Source organism: Xanthomonas sp. CFBP 7698, assembly GCF_003600855.1.
Classification (GTDB): Bacteria; Pseudomonadota; Gammaproteobacteria; order Xanthomonadales; family Xanthomonadaceae; genus Xanthomonas; species Xanthomonas cannabis.
On record NZ_PRDN01000001.1, the window covers coordinates 898,680 to 918,475 of the forward strand.

Sequence of the window (19,796 nt, forward strand, 5' to 3'; positions counted from 1 at the left end):
GATTTTCCATCCTAAAAAACAAATGCACTATCTACTTGCGGCGCCGTCTGTGGTGCACGTGGCATAGAGACGGGACTTACGGATTGGTCGGCCTGCGTCGAGGTCTTTGGTGCGGCGGCGGGCAACGCCACCCCACGCCCCTGGCCTGTCGGCTTTATCACATACAACTCGTTCTCCGCCGCGGGAACCATAGGGGTGGCCCGGCTCGGCAGAGAGTAAGGTGCTGACGGTGCAGGTAGCATAGGCCCTGACGGTGAAGCCACCGTGTTGCCCGCTCCTGCTAGATCCTGAATGCGACGCGCGACAATTGCATCCGCCAATTCAGCGGCCGCCTGCTTGAGCGGATTGGCAGGCCGCAACTGCACTTGCCGCGTCGGCACGACCGCAATGGGCTCTGCTCCAGATGATGCTACCGACTGACGAATGGACGCATAGATCTTCTGGACGTAACCGTGTTTGAAGCCGGTCTCGAAGTTGCCGGAGTAGTAACAGCTGAAAGACTTGCCCCAATTAGCGCCTGAGCGCGAATGGCACTCCGCCAAAATCCTTGAGGCAGCGACAAGATTGGGGCATTTGTCGAATGCCATCTCGTAACTGGTCAGCCCGTATTTTTGAAGGTTGTAGCGATTGACCTGGCCTAACCCGAGGGAGAAGTTGTAACCCTTCTGTTCCAGCATTTTGGCAGTGGCGACCGCCTCAGCCAAGCCGCGTGGCTCACGCACCAAACGACCACCAACGACTCCGATGGCGTACGGATTGCGCGACGACTCGACACGGACAACGTGCTGCATTACCTCGCCAGGAACAGCAAGTCCAGTGCACCCCATCAATTCCATGCCAGGCAACATGTCATTACTCCTTGCAAAACCAAATTAGCCCCACTTTAGAATTTACCTTCAACCGCCGCGCAAGGTTCTCAAAGGATCGAAGTCGATGCCCGTGATAAACCGGCGCCCCGCGTGTGCCTTGATATGGACCACAATGTCGATGGTCATTCTCAGCAAACGCTTGATCACCTCGAACTCCAGGCCAGAGCCTTCATTCGATGCCTTCACCATCAAGGCCAACTGGTCCCAGGTCTGCTCGACACTACCGGCGTGGCAACTGGTGATGGACCCCGGATGCCCTGAAGCGCAGTTACGGATGAAGTAGAACGATTCGTCACCGCGCAACTCTGCCAGGATGATGCGATCAGGCTTCATGCGCAGGCAGGCTTCCATGCAACTTTTGGCGGTCACATTGCTGGCGCTCTGCCCGCCCTTCGAATACAGCAGATGCACGGAATTAGGCTGACTGATGAACAGCTCTCTAGCATCCTCGATGGTTACCAGGCGCTCTTCGTTCGGAATGTGATTCACCAAGGCCTTCATGAAGGTGGTCTTGCCGCTGCCAGTGGCTCCAGCAACAACCACGTTCTTCTTGTACAACACGCACTTTTTGAAGAACTCGGCGTAGTCACGCTTGCGGCGAAGCTCCAGCAACTCCTGATCGTGGTCGCTGACATCTGCCGATTGCTCCAGCACCTCGTCGAAGAACCCATCGTGCTTGTACTGCTCCAGGGACTTGGTGTGCTTGGAAGGAAGCCGGATCGTGATGGATACCTTGCCGGCATCGCATGCTGGCGGCATCACGAACTGCGCGCGCTGCCCCGTCGGAAAGGTGAGTGATACGACCGGGTCAGCGTCGGTAATACGCTGCCCGGTGTTGCTCTCATTGACGACCGCCGTACAAAACTGGCGAGCACGGTCGTAAGTGAGGGACGGCACATCAACCCGCTGCCACCCATGAATGGTCTCGAGATACAACTCACCCGGGCGATTGATGCAGATTTCGGTCACGTCAGGCGAATTTAGATAATCCAGGATTCCCAGCACAGAGTACTGGTAATCCAAGAAGTCGTTCGAAATACGCGCCGTTGGTGAATCGTCGATCGTCATGGCAGCTACTTCATTCACTTCGGCAGGACCGCCGAGAAATCGACGTCCTTGGCAACATAAACGTTCAACACCGTGCCCTGATTGATCGTCAGGGTTGCCGGACGGCGCCCAGACTTTTCGACCGCCTGCTCGGCAAGCTGTTGCATGCTTCGTGCCGTATTACTCTCGAAGGGCTGCTGGGTGACGGTGCCGGTGCCAACGCCGATTGTGGTCGTTTCTGGACCATATTCGGCAGCAGCGTACTTGAAGGCATCGCTCAGCATGCTGATGAACAGCGCTGATGCAATCTTGTTGCCCCAGTGCGCGTTGTAATTGCCTGGATGGCCTGCACTACCCAACGTATCAATGCCGGGCCCCTCAAGCGTGACATCCAGTCCCGTAGGCGTCGTAACACGATCCCAGACCACCTGCAGGCGGCGTGTCGTCGGCTCTCCGGCGCCATACTGGCCAAGCATCTTGGAACCCTTCGGTAGGAGCAGGTTATGCCCGTTGATCGAGTACACCGGCTCGGTCACGATGCACGATGTGTAGCCACCGAAATCGGAAATGATCCGGGTCTCGAGAATGCAGCGAATGTAGGTACCACGCACCAATAAACCATCTGGGTTGCTGATGGGCTTCGCTAGCGTGACCGCAGTGTCTTCCTCTCCGGGTGCAGTTGGCTGACCGGGCTGACCTGGCATGCCTGCGCCGTTGACGGCGGATTCGGCAAGGATTCGACGTTCCAACAATGTGGGACCGCGCTGACGTTCCGGAGCAGAGCTCGCCTCCTCGCCATCATCGGTCGGCATCGGCGGCAGTGGCGGCAGACTGGGCTGCTGTGCGAGCGGAACGGGTGCCTCTTCGACGGGCGCAGTCATGTTCTGCGGCAACGCAGGCGCTACAACTGTCTCGGCTCGCGGCTTCGGCGGCGGAGAATCGTCACCACTTTGCGTCGCCAGCCAGAAGATGACAAGAATCAGCAGAGCTGCGATGGCAGCCAGAAATACAAGCGCCTTACGATTCAGGCGTTTGATGTCGCTGGAGCGCAGCACTGGCTCATTGGCATCCAGGTCAGGCGCGGCACTGGCCTGTTGACGCGCAAAGTACGGATTATTGCGCTCATCATACTCGCCGTTTTTCAACTCTTCTCCGCGGTTGTTCGGAGAGCGATCATCTGGGCCGTTTGGAATATTCGAGTTCACTTTTGCTTGTTCCTTCGCAGACCGAGAACGTTATCGCCGTGGCGAACCACCAGGAAAGGATAGGTTCCATGCACGATCAGGGTGTTGCCTTCCACCGTCGTATTGACGAGAAAATCCTCGGAGTGTTCTTTCTCGCGAGCGAAAACCGCCGGAAAATTCCCGGTCGGAAACCGCGTCAAATCCATGTTGATATAGGTGAACTTTCCGTCATCGTAAACCCGGCTAGGAATCAGCCAGGACTTTTTGGTGCGTGTCGAGTAATCATAATCGTAGTAATAACGACGATCCTTAAGGATCTTGGCGTTCAACAACGGGCCTTTTTTTGATGCATCTGCATCTTCCACGTTCTGAAAACTCGTGTCTTTCGGATACGTGAACACAACCTTGTATTGAACACCCGCTTGCTTTGCCTGCTCTAGGCGCTGCCAATCCGTTGCAACTACCTTGAGCTCGAGAATATAAGAATGCGTCGCCGTACGAATCATCATATTCGTATCGACATCGACATTTTTCGGCTTGAGATAAAAGACATTCTCACGCCGCGTGAGTTCCCACCCACCGGTAAAGCCGGTGCTGTAGTCCAGAATCTTTTCGTTAGGACTTAGCTCAACCTGCGTGGTGATCCCTAGACCAGTGCGAACCTGATAGATACGGTCAGGCGCATACTCGTATTCCTGGACTACCTGGGCCGCTGCGGAAAAAGCACATAGCGCAAGTGGCAGCGCTGAAAATAATGCAGCCCTGTACCGATTAAAAAGTTTCATCGACCGCTTGCTCCATTGACATTATTCGGCATCCCTTGGGGTTGAATCGCGGGCTGCACCCCAGACTGACCTGGCGGCTGCACCTGATCGGGAAACGCTGGCTGGGCTTGTTGTTGCGGCGCGCCCCCCTGGGGTACGGCCCCTTGCTGGAGCGGAACGCCTCCGGGCTGGACCGCACCAGAGACATTTGCAGCATTGGGGTCGACAACGCCTGCGCCAGGCTGCGTCAGCGCTGCTTGAGGCTGCGCGTTTATGACGGCACCGCCTGCAGGAGCAACGGGAAGCGAAGAGTAATCGTTGTCAACCCGATAATCCGTGACCCGAAACCCCAGGGGGTTTTCGACCCGCAAACTATCACTCATCTCCAGATTGTCCTGATAAACAAATCCCATGGTGGCAATCTTGTTGTCGAGCAGCGTGGAGACCGTTGAATTCTTGTCATACACGGTCCGCTGGAAGCGCACGGTCGCGCCCTTATAAGGCTGCCCGCTCCCGCCAATCAGCGTGATGCTCAAAATATTGACGCGGACAGCTCGAAGCTTGCCGTATGTATTCAAAGGTCGTAGCGGATTGTTCGCAGAATGCAGCGCACGATATTCGTTTACAACATTTGTCGCCCCCATCGCTGACACGGTATTCCAGTCGCGCTGACCGATGATCGACAAATCGAATGATTCGCGGGCGATGATGAAGCGCGCGATATTGCTGCGCGCCAATGCCTCGCTAGTGCTGATGGTGCGCCCACCAAAATTTGCTTCAAGCTTGGCGACAGTGCTCGTACCCGAATAGGCGTCTGCCATGACCAGATACGGCACTTTCTCCTTCAGCGGCAACATGTAGTAGTAGCCGCCCGCTGTCATGACGGTGACCACCATCGACAAGGTCGCCACGATCCAGGCACGCTTCTCACTGCGACGCGCGAGGTCGGCAATGCTGACCTCGTAGTTCACCGCTTTCTGGACGGCAGCACCTACTTGGGCAGAACCATCCTTTTCACTGACCTTCTTACGCAACATGTCTAGATCCGTCACCGTAAGGCCTTGTCAGGCCTGAAACTATTGCCGCAACGCGTCGCGGGCACTTGAGATGGCAGGATTGCCAAGGCTCCATGCCAGGTGGCATGGAGTAGAAGGCAGCCCTTAAAGCTTGGCGCCCGACGATACCGGCACCGGCTGGACCAGCAGCTTGTTGGCGGAAACCGAGACCGACACACCCTGCGCCGCGTACACCGCGCTCAGCTCGGTCGCAGCCTGCTGGACACTGGTCGTGCTGATACTGGAGACCGGTGCGACCAGCGTGTAATCCGACGGCAGGTTGTAAGAAAGCTGCATGTTCGAGTCTGCGGCCCAGCGCTCCAGCATCGTCTTCAACGTGCCGTCCATCGGCGTCGCCTGATAGGTATAGGACGTGTAGAGCGGAATTTCGGTCGGAGACTCGTCAAAGTGATTGACGTGCTTCCACCGCCCGCCGAAATCGGGAGCGGGCTTGGTCGCGCATGCGCCCAGCAAGGTGGCAGCGACCAGCACCAACGACAGCTTGGACACGTACATCGGATTCACTCTGACTTCTCCAACTCATGAAATTTCGGGCTTAAAGCAGACAGCACTAAGCCTCCGCGCACCATCGAGTGCCAGAGGAACCTTGTTATCGATGACCTTCTCGCAGCCCTACAAGCCGCTGGGTCGCCCCAGCTGCGCATGTGTTCTGCAGAAACAATGAATACGCTGACAAACCATCCATAGCCTTACTCCAGTACGGCCCCGTCCAGCGCCGCTCCCCTACACCGATACATCTACACTGCAGACTCTTGCTAACTTTGCCCTCAACAGGCAGATCCGTCAAGAATTGCGCGCTTGGCCTCGCACTTAACCAGTGAACTTCATCACATTTTTATCGTAAGCGTTTTCACTTCGGTCTTTGGCAGCAAGCGCGCCGTGAAGTAGCGGTCTTCGTAGTAGCGAATCTTGTCGCACTTCACCGGGTGCGGAATCCCCTCGTACAGGAACACTTCTTTCTCGTTCCCCATCGCCTTGAGCTCCTGCGGCAACATCAGCGCCCGGCGCTCCTCTGACACGCTATGCGTGGTCTCCCGCCCCCTGGTGACGTTCTTCTTCTTGATGGTGGTGTAGCCCAGCATCTCGGAGTAGTCGTTGGCGTCCTGCTGTTCGCGTGGTGCGTAGAGGATCTGCAGGGCGTGGTTGGTGATGATGGTGCGCGACAGGTCCTTGCCGTAGGTCGCATCCAGCTGCGCCATGCTCTGGATGATGGGCAGCAGGCGGATGTTGTAGCCGGCCATATAGGCTACGGCGGTGGCGATGATGTCCACCTTGCCGATTGAGGTGAATTCGTCCATGAGCAGCAAGCATTGATACTTGAGCTCCGGGTTGGACTTCGGCAGCTCACGGGTATTGAGGTTGATGATCTGGCTGAAAAGTAGGTTGATGATCAGGCGGCTTTCGGCCAGCTTGTTGGGCTGGATGCCGATGTAGATCGTCATCTTTTTCTTGCGCAGGTCGGTCAGCAGGAAGTCGTCGGCGCTGGTGGCAGCGTCCAGCACGGGGTTGATCCATGCGTTGAGCGGTTCTTTCAAGGTGCCCATGATCGAGGCGAAGGTCTCATCCGCCTGTGACAGCATGTTGGCAAAGGCCGACTTGGCGTTACTGCTGAGGAACCGCCGCTCCGACAGCGACTTCAGGTACTTCTTCAGGTCGGTGCCGTCGCCCGACGAGAGCCGGTAAATTCCGCCCAGCGTCGGCGCCCCTGCCCCGCCCGGGAAGCCCAACGACAGCTCTTCGTCCCAGTTCTCGAACAGATACAGGGCAAAAGCCATGAATGCATTGCGCGCCTGGCTGACCCAGAATTTCTGGTCGTCCGAGCCATCCGGATACAGCATCGCGGCAATGCTCATCAGATCCGACACGCGGAACGCCGGGTCGTTCGATACGTAGGTCAACGGATTCCAGCGATGGGTGCGCCGATCTTCGGCGAACGGATTGAACAAGAAGACTTCGTGGCCCTGACTCGCACGCCAACCACTGGTGAGATCGAAGTTTTCCTGCTTGATGTCCAGGACGACGATCGATTCCTGGTACTCGAGCAGGTTGGGGATGACGACACCGACACCCTTGCCAGAGCGCGTCGGCGCCGCAAGGATCACGAATTGCTGCCCGCTCAGACGCACCAGCTTGCCGTTGAATTTGCCGACGACGATGCCGTTCCCGCTGGGCTTGAAGAGCCCGTGCTTGGCAAGATCGGCGGCGCCAGCGAAGCGTGCGTCACCATGCAGGGCTCGCGCCTTCGGCTTGAGAATCAATGCAATCGCAATGAGCCACACGATTCCCGGCAGACCGAAGCCAATGACACCGGACATCTTGATCTTGGTGGCGAACGGAGCGACTTGCGGCAAACCCAATGCGCTGAAATAGCGGTAATAGGTATCCCAGCTGTACAGGGCCGTATCAAGCCGCAGCAGGAGCAGCGTGATATAGCCGGACAGCAAGTACCCGGTGAGCACAGCGACCAAGGTGGCAATCGCAATCGTTTTGGGTTTGGACATGCGCCCTTCTCCTTAGGCTTGCATCTGACAACAACTAGCGACGAACGCCGGGCTTATGATCGATCAGGCCGGACTTGCGACCCCCGCTCTCACTTTCGACGAGAGAGTCGATCCATACTTTCGCTTGGTCCAGGGACAGATCGGGCGTGATTCGCGCCCCCGCATCGGTAACGACCGCGTACGCCACAACAGCATCAGGTGCATACATCTCATCGCGCGTGATCGCCACGACGCGATACCCTCCCCTGGTCAGCACGGTGTGCTGATACTCGTCCATCGCCAGCCTTCCTTTCCGTCAGCGCGGGTGGGATGTTAAAGCAGGACGTGTGACGGAGAAAGCGCTTTCGGTGGACTCACGCGATCGCGCTGGACGGACAGCACTGGTCCGGAAGCGGTGCTGGTGAGCCTGGATTGGATCAAGCCTTGCGCAGTGGAAGCTAGCCAGGGACGTCGACTGATCGTAGCAGCCAGCAGCTTGCATTGGCGACGCGTCCAGGTCGTCGTCCGAAGTAGCGTTCAGTTAGCTGGTCGAGCGACCCGCGCAGGCGGCAATCGCGCATAGGCAATAAGAAAGAATGAACTCCGCAGCCCTATCGTAGATCGGATGGGGTTGGCCGCAACATCGTCCCGGGGCCGCGGCAACGTGGACTAGTCACATGGGGAGCATCTTGCAGGCTCACCGCCCAACAGACACAACCAACCACCGTTGCGCAAGGCTAGATCCGAAGCATCTTAAACGCAGCGAAGAAGGGTTGAAATCGATCATCGAAGATCCGACCAAGGACAGGCCGAAGCAAGAGAAGCTTCTGAGCAACGTCACTTCTGGAGTCAGTGGCAAACGTCGTTGCCGATCTTGAAGCCACCCAAGCCCTTATGTCGTCTGGACTTGAAGTGGTGGGCGGTACAGGGTTCGAACCTGTGACCCCTACCATGTCAAGGTAGTGCTCTACCGCTGAGCTAACCGCCCGAATCCTGCGCCAGCATTGCGCTGTGCAGGGCGCGCATTCTAGCGCAGGGTTTTGAGGATCACAACCCCTCATTGCACTTGGGCGACGTCCTGCCCTACCCCAGGCTTGCCGCCTTCAACTTCTGGATCTGGTCACGAATCTGGGCCGCAGCCTCGAACTCCAGATCCTTGGCGTGCTGGTACATCTTCTGCTCCAGGCTCTTGAGCTTGCCGACGATCTCGGCAGGCTTCATCGCACGATAGTCCGGCGCTTCTTCGGCCACCTGACGCGACTTCGAACGCCCCTTGCCAGCCTTCTTCTCGGCGGCGTCCTCGCGGGCACCCTCCATGATGTCGGAGATCGGGCGCGCCACCGACTTCGGTGTGATGCCATGCTCGAGGTTGTACTCGACCTGTTTTTCGCGACGCCGGTCGGTTTCGTCGATCGCCGCCTGCATCGAGCGTGTCATCTTGTCGGCATACAGGATGGCCTTGCCGCGCAGATTTCGGGCAGCACGACCGATGGTCTGGATCAACGAGCCGGTCGAACGCAGAAAACCCTCCTTGTCCGCGTCCAGAATCGCCACCAGCGACACCTCCGGCATGTCCAGGCCTTCGCGCAGCAGGTTGATGCCGACCAACACATCGAACTTGCCCAGGCGCAGATCGCGGATGATCTCCACGCGCTCCACCGTGTCGATGTCCGAGTGCAGATAGCGCACGCGAATACCGTGCTCGCCCAGGTATTCGGTGAGGTTTTCGGCCATGCGCTTGGTCAGCGTGGTGACCAGCACGCGGTCACCGAGCTTGATGCGCTCGTGCACCTCGGACATCAGGTCGTCGACCTGGGTGCCCACTGGGCGGATCTCTACGACTGGATCGATCAACCCCGTTGGACGCACGACCAGCTCGGTGATTTCGCCGGCGGACTCGCGTAACTCATAGGGTCCCGGGGTCGCCGACACATAGATGCTGCGCGGAGAGCGCGCTTCCCATTCTTCGAAGCGCAGTGGCCGGTTGTCGAGTGCCGACGGCAGGCGGAAGCCGAATTCCACCAGCGTTTCCTTGCGCGAACGGTCGCCCTTGTACATCGCGCCGATCTGCGGAATGGTCACGTGGGATTCGTCGATGACCAGCAATGCGTCCGGCGGCAAGTAGTCGAACAATGTCGGTGGCGGCTCACCGGGCGCCTTGCCGGTGAGGTGCCGCGAATAGTTTTCGATGCCGTTGCAGAAGCCTACCTCGGCCATCATCTCCAGATCGAACTGGGTGCGTTGCGCCAGGCGCTGCGCTTCCACCAGCTTGTTCTGCGAATACAGCTGTTCCAGCCGTTCCTTCAGCTCTTCCTTGATCGTATCGACGGCGCTGAGCGTGCGCTCGCGCGTGGTGGCGTAGTGCGTCTTCGGATAGACGGTGTAGCGCTGCAGCTTGCGCAGGGTCTCGCCGGTCAGCGGGTCGAACAAGGTCAGCTGCTCGACATCGCCGTCGAACAACTCGATCCGCAATGCCTCGGTATCGGACTCGGCCGGAAACACGTCCACCACCTCCCCGCGCACGCGAAACGCACCGCGGGTGAGCTCGAATTCGTTGCGGGTGTACTGCAGGTCGGTGAGGTGACGGATCAACTGTCGCTGGTCGATGTGCTCGCCAATCGACAGGATCAGGCGTAGCGACAGGTAATCCTCAGGTGCACCCAGGCCGTAGATCGCCGAGACGGTGGCGACCACCAGCGAGTCACGACGCGAGAGCAGCGTTTTCGTCGCCGACAGGCGCATCTGCTCGATGTGCTCGTTGATCGAACTGTCCTTCTCGATGAAGGTATCCGACGACGGCACGTAAGCCTCGGGCTGGTAATAGTCGTAGTAGCTGACGAAGTACTCGACCGCGTTGTTCGGGAAGAACGACTTGAACTCGCCGTACAACTGCGCTGCCAACGTCTTGTTCGGCGCCATGACCAAGGTCGGCTTCTGCACCTGCTGTACGACGTTGGCGATGGTGTAGGTCTTGCCCGAACCCGTCACCCCCAGCAGGGTCTGCTTAGCCAGGCCGGCCTCGAAGTTGGCCACTAGCTTCTCGATGGCAGCGGGCTGGTCGCCGGCTGGAGAGTACGGGGAGACGAGTTCAAAGCGGTCGGTCATGGAGCGGATCTCGGGGGGAAGGCTGCACGAATTTACGGAAGCCAGCATCAGTAAAACTCTGACACTCATGCAAGTGGAGACAGCGTTACCTGGCAGGCAACCAGTGTTGAGACTGCTTGCTCCACTTCAAGGAGCGGCGCAATGGAGGCAGCAGGCTATTCGAGCGCGAGAGGGTACACCGCGGTCCAGTTGCTCATCGTGATGGCGATCATCGGAATCGGCGCAGTCATTGGTATGCCCAGCTTTACACGACTCATTGAGTGGCAGCGCGCGACCACACGCGTGCATTTGCTGACGGCGCATCTTGCAATGGCCAGAGGTCTTGCCATCACACAGGGCGAGCCTGTCAGCATTTGCCCCACCACGGACGGGATAAGCTGCCGAACAGATCGCAACTGGAGCCAAGGATGGATCCTCTTCAAGGATCCCGAACGCGACGGACGGCCACCACACCCGGCATCCATCGTACGAGTAGAACACGCCTACGCCACCGGCGGGATCGACATCAGCAGTACACTCGGCAGGCCTATCGTCCGCTTTCTGCCGAACGGCCGCAGCAGCGGGACAAACATCACCATCAGCCTGTGCAGCAATGCCAGACGACTGGCTGACGTGGTGGTGAACAACTCCGGAAGAGCACGCACCGTACGCTACACCAGCGCCGTGAGCTGCGCACCCTCTTGACCGAGCAAACAAAAAGCCGCGACACGTCGCGGCTTTTTGTTTGAACATCTTGGCGCCCGAAGTTGGACTCGAACCAACGACCCCCTGATTAACAGTCAAGTGCTCTAACCGGCTGAGCTATTCGGGCGGGGAGGCGAATTGTACCGACCTTCAACCAGGTATGCAACACCTATGCTGCCCCTTGCGTCACCAGCAATCAGACTGCGCACCGGTTTTACGAGCAGCTTGGTCAATAGTCAGCGTTCCGCACTTGTCTTTGTCTTGCCCAGGACGTGGGACAGCCTGGATCTTGAAGGTCGACCGGCCCACATCGCCGTCGAATGACACCTTGTAGTGAGAGGTTGCTTCGGAAGCTGCTTCCCGCGGCGACCAGGCCTTCGGCAGTTCGTAGCCAACGTACGTGTTGTTGACCGTTCGGAAACGCTCTGCCAGCTGCGCATACTCGACAAGGTCGGCCTTCGCCTGCCCTCGCCGAGCCTTGCGAACCTGTTCCTGATAGGACGGATACGCCACTGCTGCCAGAATTGCGATGACCGCAACTACGATCATTAGCTCGATCAAGGTGAATCCCCGCACTGATCGTGCCCTGCGAGACCACAACTTCGTCGTCTTAAACATCCGTATCACCTCAACTGTCGCCAGGACTGACGCCCGCAGGCGCGCAACATGGAAATTGACTTGGTTGGATCGCTAGGATCCAGGATAACTTCGCTGCAGCGTGAATCGGTCGGCGTCCCTGGTGTCAACGGAAGCGGGCAACCCGGCGCCCCTGGAGTGCAGTAGGGCGGCCCTGCGGGAATTGGACGCGTGATCCCAACCCCCTGGTTGGGCGCGTCGCCACCGGCAGCGATCGCCCCTGCCCCACTTCCGCCCCCAGTCTTTCCATCCGGAAGGGTGACAGTACCAACCGCCGCACCGCCCGTAGTTGCATCGAGGATGTAAAGCCAGTTCGTACCTCCGGGATTGCAGTTGACGCTGACCCCGGGCACGTAGGTGGGGAAGAACACACGACCACCCTGGATCGAGGGCGTGCCGATGAAACGCTCCCCCTTTGGATTCAGCTTATCCGCGACCAGATCAATGTACCACCCGCGCTTGGTCAGGTAGCTCACCGGATTGCGTGTGATATCGCGACTGGTCGCCGTGCTCGCTGAAATTGTCTGCTCGACTAGATCGGCGCGCCCAGTTACGGCTGTACCGTTGTCCCAGATGCCGTAGAACGCTCCCACGTTGTTGCTGCTGTTATCGCCCACAACGAAATAACGCCCTGTTCCAAAGTAGACCATGTAGCCGGTACCGGGCCCAACCGCCACCTCGATACCACCTGTAATCGGCTGACGATTGCCAAGACTGTCGCGTGCGATGAACAACGGTCGCCGATTTCCCAATCCATCGGCATAGGCAACCCCCCACCCACTCGCGTCGGTGCCGCCAAGATTGAACTTCCACATGTTGCCGTGCAGATCACCGCCATAAACGGTGTCAACCAGCCCATCGCCATTGGTGTCGACGACCGCAAGGTTGCCGAGTCCGTTGTAGCCCAGGTTAGTAGTGGTGACCTCGGTCGGATCAGAGTCGCCGACTGCTTCGATCTTCTTGATCACCGCACCGGTCGCCAAATTGACCACGAACAGCACCGCCTTCCCGCTGGCACTGTTGTACCCATTCCCGAAGATGGCAGCCCAAGTGCCGTCCTGCAGCGGAACAATCTGTGGCCGTCCCATGGTGAAGCCCATATCCGCATCACTGGTGCTATTGAACTCCCAGAGAACGTTAGAGGCCGCGAACGTACTAGGGGAAGTGACGTCGAGCGCAAAGATCGAGCGCCCGCCCGCGCCAGTTCCGCCCAATAGAACCGAGCGCCAGCTGTCACCGATGTACGCGTCGCCCAGCGTGAGCTTTCCATCCACGTAATAGCGGTGCTGATAGCTACGATCGGCCAGATACGCCATGCGATTGAGCACGCCATTCGGGATGTAGCTGAACTTCTCGACACCGGTATCGTCGAACGCGTGCAACATGCCGTCGTTCGCGCCGACAAACACATGCTCGCGCGCCGACGATGCAGTGCGGGAATTCACGAACGTGGTATAGCTGCTACGCGCCGTATCCGAGAGTCCGCTGGCAGCCGCCCAGCCGTAGTTGGCGCGGCGCGTGGCGATCACCGGCGACGAATTGATGATGTCGCCCAATGGCCCGCTACGACGGCGGAATGGCGCGGTATTGAGCGTCGTACCCTCCATTGACTTTTCGCCGCGCAGGTAACCGACCAACTGAGCAGGCGTTACCGAGCCGCCGAAATTCGCGGTGATCTGCCCGGCTGTGTAGCCAAGTCGATTGAAAATCTCCGACGCATCCGTTGCCGCGCTTCCACTCGAGGTCGCCACCAAGCGAGACGCTTCGAAGGGCCGCACTGCGGTAGCGCGATTGGTATTGGTCACATTGGAGAGCGCGGTAAAGATCGTCTTCGCAGCGACCCCGGTGCTATCGGTCGGCATCGCAGTACTTGCCGACCACAAGGGATTACCCAGCGTCCCATTCTGACTAACCTGATAGGCAGTCAGGTTACCCACCCAGTCCTGCCCGTCGTTGGTCGTGGAATAGGAGGGAACCACACCGAAGGAACCCGACGAAACACGCGTTCCCGCGATGGCGATGGAGCCACTGCTGCCTGCCTGATTCTGGATGGAGTCGAACGCCTTGCCAAGCTGATTCCTGAGATCGAGCGGATTGCTGACCAGGAAGTAATTGGTCGGATTGCCATCGGCATCAACCGTCACCCCCTGATCATTGCCGTACTTGGCGGCGTACCAGAGTGGATCCCTGAGCAGCGTGGCGCCTGGGGTCGTTCCCACCGAGAATGCACGGGTCGTCGTCGGGGGCAACCCGGTGCAATCGGAAGGCATGGATGCCGTGTTGCAGTAGCCCGGGCGGCGCCCCGGTGGCGTATTGAAGCGATAGGCAGTCTGATTGGCACAGCTACCGCGCGTGCCGTCATTGGCCGTTCCGTCCCGCAAGTCGCAGACCTCGAGATAGACACCATCCTGGGTGGTACCGGAAATGACATAGCCCATGTGCTGATCGTAACTGCCTGCCGCATATTCCGACCTGAGCGTTACCTGCAGTTGATTGGTCGCATCTACTGCCAAGGTGTAGAGCGCGATGGCATCCATGTCATGGTCGGCGCCCTGCTCCACGTCTTCGTAGTTGATCCGGAATTCAGCGTAGGGACGTCCGCCATTGACGCTGGCGTCGTAATCCATTCCGGACGTCCCGGAAGTATTGGCCACGCGCTGTACGTAGAAATCGACGATCTGATCGGTGGGCTGGAAAGCGCCGGTTGCAGAGATCGCACCACCTCCCACGGACTTTGCGAACGGCACCAGGGTCACACGCCCGTTGCCCACCGGAAAGTCGAACTTGGGCAACGGCGACGCCAGCGCCACCGAGTACGTACGAACGCGCTTGTCCCCGCCGATCTTGTTGTTCGCACCGTATCGCGCAACAGCAGCCGAATAATAAGTGCCCTGCTTGCTGGGCTCCTCCGGCGCAAGACCCCGCAACGTGGACATATTGGTAGCGAGCTTCGGCGTGGGCGCGTTGTCGGCCACCCCGTTGGACTCACCAATGAAGACCTGGCGGCTACCGCCCCCTTCCGCTTGCCAGATCGCATCCGCCTCCGTGGACACATTCAGCCCTTGCAGAGACGTCGGATCACCCGCAGCGCTGATGCTGGACCACCGCGATCCAGGCACCTTGAAGTCGTAGGAGGGATTGATGTCGCTCAGCACGGTCATGGTCGGCTGCGCACAGATCGGATAACCGCCACCGCCGTCCGCACTCGCCTTGTAAGGCGAACGCCAGGTTGGATTGGAAAGCTGAAGAGTGGCGAAGTCCTGCGATGCGGTACCAATGTCGTACTCCGGACGGGGCCCATTTGCGCCTCCGAAGTATCGGAGCGTTTCGTACATCATCTCAGCGACCGGATTTCCCCACATCCAGCACTCGCCCGCATTGACCGGACGATCAACAATCCATCCACACCCGTAGGTGTAATTACCGTAATTGAAATCCAGGGTACGGAACGTGCTGATGGTATGCACGATACCCTTGACATCTCCGCCAGCGCAGGCGCCATTGAGGCAGAACTGACCGGTATTTGGATTCACCTCGCGCGAGAAACTCGCCATATTGCTATGCAATATGCCGCCAGCCGTGTTCTTCTGATAAGAACCTGTCAGCAAGCCGAAATACATCCGATCGGTTTCGCCGTAGTCATGCAGGATGCCGGTCGGCTTGTACGACGAATTGTTCGCATAAACCTTGCAGGTTGGATCGCGCAAAGCGGCATCGCTTGGGCAGACCTCCACTTGCAACGGATAGTTAGTCATCGCACTTGAGCCGCCTTGCGAAGTCCGCCTCCAGTAAAGCTGCCAGTTGTCGTCTCCGGCACCTTCCTGGTGGCGGAATCTTACCGTATAGGTGCCACGCGCCAGCGAAATCGATCCGGAATGCGACGTGAGCGCCGCGGGACTGCTGTCCTGCCCATGCCCGCCATACCAGCCGGCAACCACTGTGCCCGCGATCTGGACCTCCACCGCATCGTCGCCATTGACCGCAAACTCGTACGTGCCCGCAGTTGGAATGACGATTTCCCCAGAGAACTGCGTCGAATAATTGTCCTGCCGGCAGCCGTTCTGGTTGGTAACGAACGGATTATTATTGCCACCACTTCTATTGATTACGCTTATCGCACCAGAACCGCAACGTTGACCATTCGGAAGTGCATTGAAATTAGTTGTCATCTCCGCTGCGTTATTGGCAACGGTACTGGAACGCCACGTCGTTATCGTAAGGTTATTATAACTGGACGCCGGAACCAGTTCCCAACTTTCAGTGGAGGCCAGACAATTGACCTTGGTGCTGTTGACAGTGAAACAGTCGTCACCAGCTACGGGTCGCTCAATGGACACCCAATTCCATATCCGGTATGACGAATTGCTGAGGACCCGCATTTGCGGTATGCCGTTATCGCTTAGGGTAGTGACCGCAAACAAGTGGTAACGCCCAGAAGCCGGCTGACTCAGCGGCGCGTAATTAGAGATATCGTAGCCATCACGCTCTACGCTGGCATATTCCTTACCCCAGCTGTGCGCATCCTGGGGAGTAAAGGAAGCCTGCAGAATCGTCTGCGTCGCAGTGTCCGTGACGCGATACCCACCGAACAGCACCTTCCGCAAGGCATCCATGCGCGAGGTAGTGACGTAATTCAGAAAGTCGCCGCTCCACGCGCCAGAGCATTGCTTTCGATTGGTGCCAGTTGCTACCGACACCGGCTGAAAACGGGCGCCGGTCGCTCGGTAGCAGACATTGGAGTTGTAGTAGCCGTAGTAGGTAATCTGGTCCGGTTTGTAACCGACATCCAATACGCGATCGTTATTCAGATCGGACGCATCGTTGTACGCCTCGTAGTACAGCTTGTGATCCCGCCCCATGACCAGCATGTTGAGCGGCGGGATGACGTTGCGCGTGAACAGCGGCGCCTGCGCAATATCCAACGGACCGGGCGCGGAGATGCCGGCCTGGATCAGAAAACCCGCCGCAGCCAGAATGCCGGCCGGGATGAGGTACTTCAGGAAATTGGTTTTCATGATCAAGGCCTAACGAAGATCGTGTCGACAGCTGACAGGGACGAAGAGGCATCCACGGAGTCACGATCGCGACTGAATACCGTGGTTCTGAACATATTGCAGCCGCTTTCCGACTGGTCCACGCCGCTGCCGGCGCTGCACTGCTGGGTGCAGATACTGATATTACGGGTACGGGCAACGAACACCACATCATCTCCCACTGCCTGTGCCCAGGCCGCCGGATCATAGGGAACCTGGCAATTTTCGTAGGTATATTCGGTGCCGCTGTTAATCGTGGTTTCGCGTTCCCGCACTCGACGCTCGGCTTGCTGAAAAGCGGCGTTGGCCGCCAGATAGTTTGCAGACATGCGCTCCTGCATGGTCGCGACCTGCATTCCGACAACGCCAATCAGCGCCAACAGGATCAGCATGATGAGCGCCACGTACAACACGGCACCTCGCTGCGCGGAAACGCTGTTGAAGGTGGGTATCTTCATCACTAATTACCGAATAGTCTGTTGCGAAGTGCGACCGTGGTTTCGTAAACGGACCGATACTGTCCATCGCCAGGGGGCGTGACAGTCACTGCGAGCACCGACGGCGCCACGGCGGCCTGACGGGTGGCCGCCGTCTCGGAACTTGCTCCGCGCACCAGTAAGCCGATCTGCACGGCGCCAACACGACGCCAGCGCGGTGCATTCGTAAGCCCGCCCAGGGTATTGGCGGTGTTGGTGTTGCTGATGTAACCAGATGGTGGACCGGTCAATGGCGCGCTGTCTTCCCCATACGCAAACTGCATCAACTCCACGCCCTCCACCACCTCTTCCACCGTCGTGGTCAGGCTAGTCGCGGCAGGTACCGACGTCCACCTTGCACGGTACAGCGAGGGCGTGTTGGTCTGTGCGTTCAAGGCGATGTAATAGGCAACCGACTCCGCGCGAAATAGCGAGGCATTGCCGGGACGAAATGCAAGCGCGCCATCGTAGGTACCCAGGAAAGCCAGGCTCGTCTTGTTGAGCCCACCGACGGCCACCTGCATCCCCGTAGCCGTGGGTGCCGCACTTGCCTGGAAGACCGTTGCCCCCTTGCAATCCGCGATCGCATAAAGCCCACTGCCGCCGATGGCCACCTTGGTGCTACCTGCTGCCGACTCATCGGGATAGGAGATCGTTGGGTTGCTGCCCGGTGCGAATCCGGTCACCATTTCTTCGATTGGCGAAAAGTAACGCAGCACGATGATGTCGCTGCCCTTGATTGGATTCAGACCCGCCAACTCGGTCGGCAATGCCGGGCTCCAGTCGCTGGCCACCCCTGCCACCGGTGTGGCTGGCAAGGTCAAGGTGCCGCCATTTTGAGTTCCGGCAGCTTCGAAGCCCTGGATGGAGACGTCGAATCGCAACGGAAACGGCTGGTTGGCAACGGTATTGCTGTTGCGATCGGCAGCGGTCAGGAACAGCGATCGGATGTTGCCCCCCGTAGGATTGCCGCTGGCATCCGTGCTCAACAGAGATTGGTCATTGACACATCCCGCATGGCCAGCCATACGAATATCCCGCGTGAGGAAATCCATGGCGAAACGACCATTCTCCTGATTGCGCGCGATTGCCTGGGAAAGCTGATACGCCGTGCGTGACGCCGAGAACACCTGAATCACTCCAAGCAGGAGCAGGGAGCTGATTAACAGCGCGATCATCAGTTCGATAAGCGAAAGGCCGGTGCTTGCCGCGGCTGCCGGCGGTCTTGCGTTGCTCTTCATAGACGGCTCTTCACGCTGAATGCGGTGACTTGTTTGTCGACGTCGGTCAACCAGGTCTGATCGCCCCAGCGCACCGTCACGGTCACTTCACCGTTGGATTCAAGGATGACCTGTGCCTTGCCATCCGGAAGCGCTCGCACTACATCGCATCTCCAGCGGCTCATCGCCTCAGTGGGCGAACTGTCGACCGGTCTGGCGCAGTTGGTGCCACTGATGCCATCGAAACTACCGTAAGTGATCGCGGTGTAGTATCCGACCATGCTGCGCTGAGCGCGCATCAAATCGATCATCTCGTAGGCAAGATTGCTGGCGATCGTCCGTTGCTGCGCGCTTTTGGTGAAACGGACGTTATTCGTCTGCAGCAGCGCAAAGCCCAGCAGACCGACGCCCAGAATCAACAGCGCGATCAGGACTTCTATGAGCGAAAAGCCGGACATCCGGCGATGCGTAAGCGACCGTGGGTTGGGTCTGATCATCAGCAGTTACTCTTCACGATGCGGGTGTGGCCGGTGCTGGTCACTGTCACCGTTCGCACCAATTCCTGGCCCGAAGGGCAGGTCCCCGGACGCAGGGTCAGCACCTGATCGGCCGACGCGAGGCGACGCGCCCGGGCGTCGAATGCGACAGCGGTAACACCCGTCCCGGTGACGGTGATGTTCGGGTTCACCTTGGTGTAGCGCAGAACCGTCTCGCCCACATCAAGGGCGCCATTTGCGTTGGCATCGGACCAGGCAATCCAGCCACTGGACCATTGACCGCCGCAGGTCGTCCCGTCCGAACTCGGGCAGATTCCACCGCCACGGGTGCTACGGATTGCCTCGCTGCGCGCCAGCGCCAAGGATGCGACCAATTCGTTAGCAGTGGTGGCCGCCTGATTGGAGCGAATGACCCCTCGAAAGGACGGCAATGCAATGGCCGCCAACACGGCCACCACCGCAATCGTGACGAGAAGTTCCACCAGAGTGAAACCCCGGACACGCAGTTGATTCATCTATACGCTCCCCAGCGTTGATTGGCATAGAGTGGGAGACGTTCAGGAAGCTCGCAACCATCCGCTGACGAGCGGCAGGAAACGGCAGACAAACGTCAACGCTTGCAGGCCGTTGGCGTCGCAGTGCAGCCTTTCGTTCACGTCAGACCAGGTGCCCCCCCCTAGATGGCGACCACCAAAGTGAAACTGCGAAGATGCATTTCAACATTG

Annotated in this window: 16 protein-coding genes and 2 tRNA genes; 1 reads left to right on the forward strand and 17 read right to left on the reverse strand. The window is 58.6% G+C overall.

Annotated features, from left to right (window positions below):
- Positions 1-11 precede the first annotated feature (11 nt).
- From XnspCFBP7698_RS03760 to uvrB, 10 genes are all read right to left on the reverse strand, one after another.
- On the reverse strand, positions 12-836 hold the full coding sequence (locus tag XnspCFBP7698_RS03760; RefSeq protein ID WP_199680093.1) for a lytic transglycosylase domain-containing protein: 825 nt from the start codon (positions 834-836) through the stop codon (positions 12-14).
- Positions 837-896: 60 nt separating this feature from the next.
- Positions 897-1,937 carry a P-type DNA transfer ATPase VirB11 gene (gene virB11, locus XnspCFBP7698_RS03765; RefSeq protein ID WP_040942284.1) on the reverse strand — a complete coding sequence of 347 codons (1,041 nt, stop codon included), beginning with the start codon at positions 1,935-1,937 and terminating at the stop codon, positions 897-899.
- A gap of 14 nt (positions 1,938-1,951) precedes the next feature.
- Positions 1,952-3,121, reverse strand: coding sequence for a TrbI/VirB10 family protein (locus XnspCFBP7698_RS03770; protein ID WP_104580452.1), 1,170 nt, complete (start codon positions 3,119-3,121; stop codon positions 1,952-1,954).
- The gene (locus XnspCFBP7698_RS03775; RefSeq protein ID WP_047693135.1) at positions 3,118-3,885 is read right to left on the reverse strand and encodes a TrbG/VirB9 family P-type conjugative transfer protein; all 768 of its coding nucleotides are present in this window, start codon (positions 3,883-3,885) and stop codon (positions 3,118-3,120) included. The genes XnspCFBP7698_RS03770 and XnspCFBP7698_RS03775 overlap by 4 nt, the downstream gene beginning before the upstream one ends.
- Entirely contained in the window at positions 3,882-4,901 is a 1,020-nt protein-coding gene (locus tag XnspCFBP7698_RS03780; protein WP_179454060.1) for a type IV secretion system protein, read from the reverse strand. Before XnspCFBP7698_RS03780 ends, XnspCFBP7698_RS03775 begins: the two co-directional genes overlap by 4 nt.
- Before the next feature lie 123 nt (positions 4,902-5,024).
- The gene (locus tag XnspCFBP7698_RS03785; protein ID WP_047693136.1) at positions 5,025-5,435 is read right to left on the reverse strand and encodes a TcpQ domain-containing protein; all 411 of its coding nucleotides are present in this window, start codon (positions 5,433-5,435) and stop codon (positions 5,025-5,027) included.
- Between the two features lie 332 nt (positions 5,436-5,767).
- A complete protein-coding gene (locus XnspCFBP7698_RS03790; protein ID WP_104580454.1) occupies positions 5,768-7,441 on the reverse strand; it encodes a type IV secretory system conjugative DNA transfer family protein in 1,674 nt (557 codons plus the stop codon).
- Between the two features lie 34 nt (positions 7,442-7,475).
- Positions 7,476-7,718 carry a hypothetical protein gene (locus XnspCFBP7698_RS03795; protein WP_104580455.1) on the reverse strand — a complete coding sequence of 81 codons (243 nt, stop codon included), beginning with the start codon at positions 7,716-7,718 and terminating at the stop codon, positions 7,476-7,478.
- 615 nt (positions 7,719-8,333) lie between these two features.
- A tRNA-Val gene (locus tag XnspCFBP7698_RS03800) sits at positions 8,334-8,408 on the reverse strand.
- 95 nt (positions 8,409-8,503) lie between these two features.
- Positions 8,504-10,525, reverse strand: a complete 2,022-nt coding sequence (gene uvrB / locus XnspCFBP7698_RS03805) for an excinuclease ABC subunit UvrB (RefSeq protein ID WP_104580456.1) — start codon at positions 10,523-10,525, stop codon at positions 8,504-8,506.
- Between the two features lie 141 nt (positions 10,526-10,666).
- Here uvrB and XnspCFBP7698_RS03810 point away from each other — a divergent pair, with 141 nt between their 5' ends.
- On the forward strand, positions 10,667-11,209 hold the full coding sequence (locus tag XnspCFBP7698_RS03810) for a GspH/FimT family pseudopilin (protein WP_104580457.1): 543 nt from the start codon (positions 10,667-10,669) through the stop codon (positions 11,207-11,209).
- Between the two features lie 50 nt (positions 11,210-11,259).
- Here XnspCFBP7698_RS03810 and XnspCFBP7698_RS03815 read toward each other — a convergent pair.
- From XnspCFBP7698_RS03815 to XnspCFBP7698_RS03845, 7 genes are all read right to left on the reverse strand, one after another.
- Positions 11,260-11,336, reverse strand: a tRNA-Asn gene (locus XnspCFBP7698_RS03815).
- A gap of 59 nt (positions 11,337-11,395) precedes the next feature.
- Positions 11,396-11,827 carry a type IV pilin protein gene (locus tag XnspCFBP7698_RS03820; protein WP_052076965.1) on the reverse strand — a complete coding sequence of 144 codons (432 nt, stop codon included), beginning with the start codon at positions 11,825-11,827 and terminating at the stop codon, positions 11,396-11,398.
- 5 nt (positions 11,828-11,832) lie between these two features.
- A complete protein-coding gene (locus XnspCFBP7698_RS03825; RefSeq protein WP_233548922.1) occupies positions 11,833-16,860 on the reverse strand; it encodes a PilC/PilY family type IV pilus protein in 5,028 nt (1,675 codons plus the stop codon).
- 2 nt (positions 16,861-16,862) lie between these two features.
- Positions 16,863-17,336 (reverse strand): PilX N-terminal domain-containing pilus assembly protein, encoded by a 474-nt coding sequence (locus tag XnspCFBP7698_RS03830; protein ID WP_104580458.1) that lies wholly within the window; start codon positions 17,334-17,336, stop codon positions 16,863-16,865.
- 2 nt (positions 17,337-17,338) lie between these two features.
- On the reverse strand, positions 17,339-18,595 hold the full coding sequence (locus XnspCFBP7698_RS03835; protein ID WP_047693143.1) for a PilW family protein: 1,257 nt from the start codon (positions 18,593-18,595) through the stop codon (positions 17,339-17,341).
- Positions 18,592-19,071 (reverse strand): type IV pilus modification protein PilV, encoded by a 480-nt coding sequence (pilV, locus tag XnspCFBP7698_RS03840; RefSeq protein WP_047693144.1) that lies wholly within the window; start codon positions 19,069-19,071, stop codon positions 18,592-18,594. Before pilV ends, XnspCFBP7698_RS03835 begins: the two co-directional genes overlap by 4 nt.
- On the reverse strand, positions 19,071-19,586 hold the full coding sequence (locus XnspCFBP7698_RS03845; RefSeq protein WP_047693146.1) for a GspH/FimT family pseudopilin: 516 nt from the start codon (positions 19,584-19,586) through the stop codon (positions 19,071-19,073). The genes pilV and XnspCFBP7698_RS03845 overlap by 1 nt, the downstream gene beginning before the upstream one ends.
- Positions 19,587-19,796: the final 210 nt, after the last annotated feature.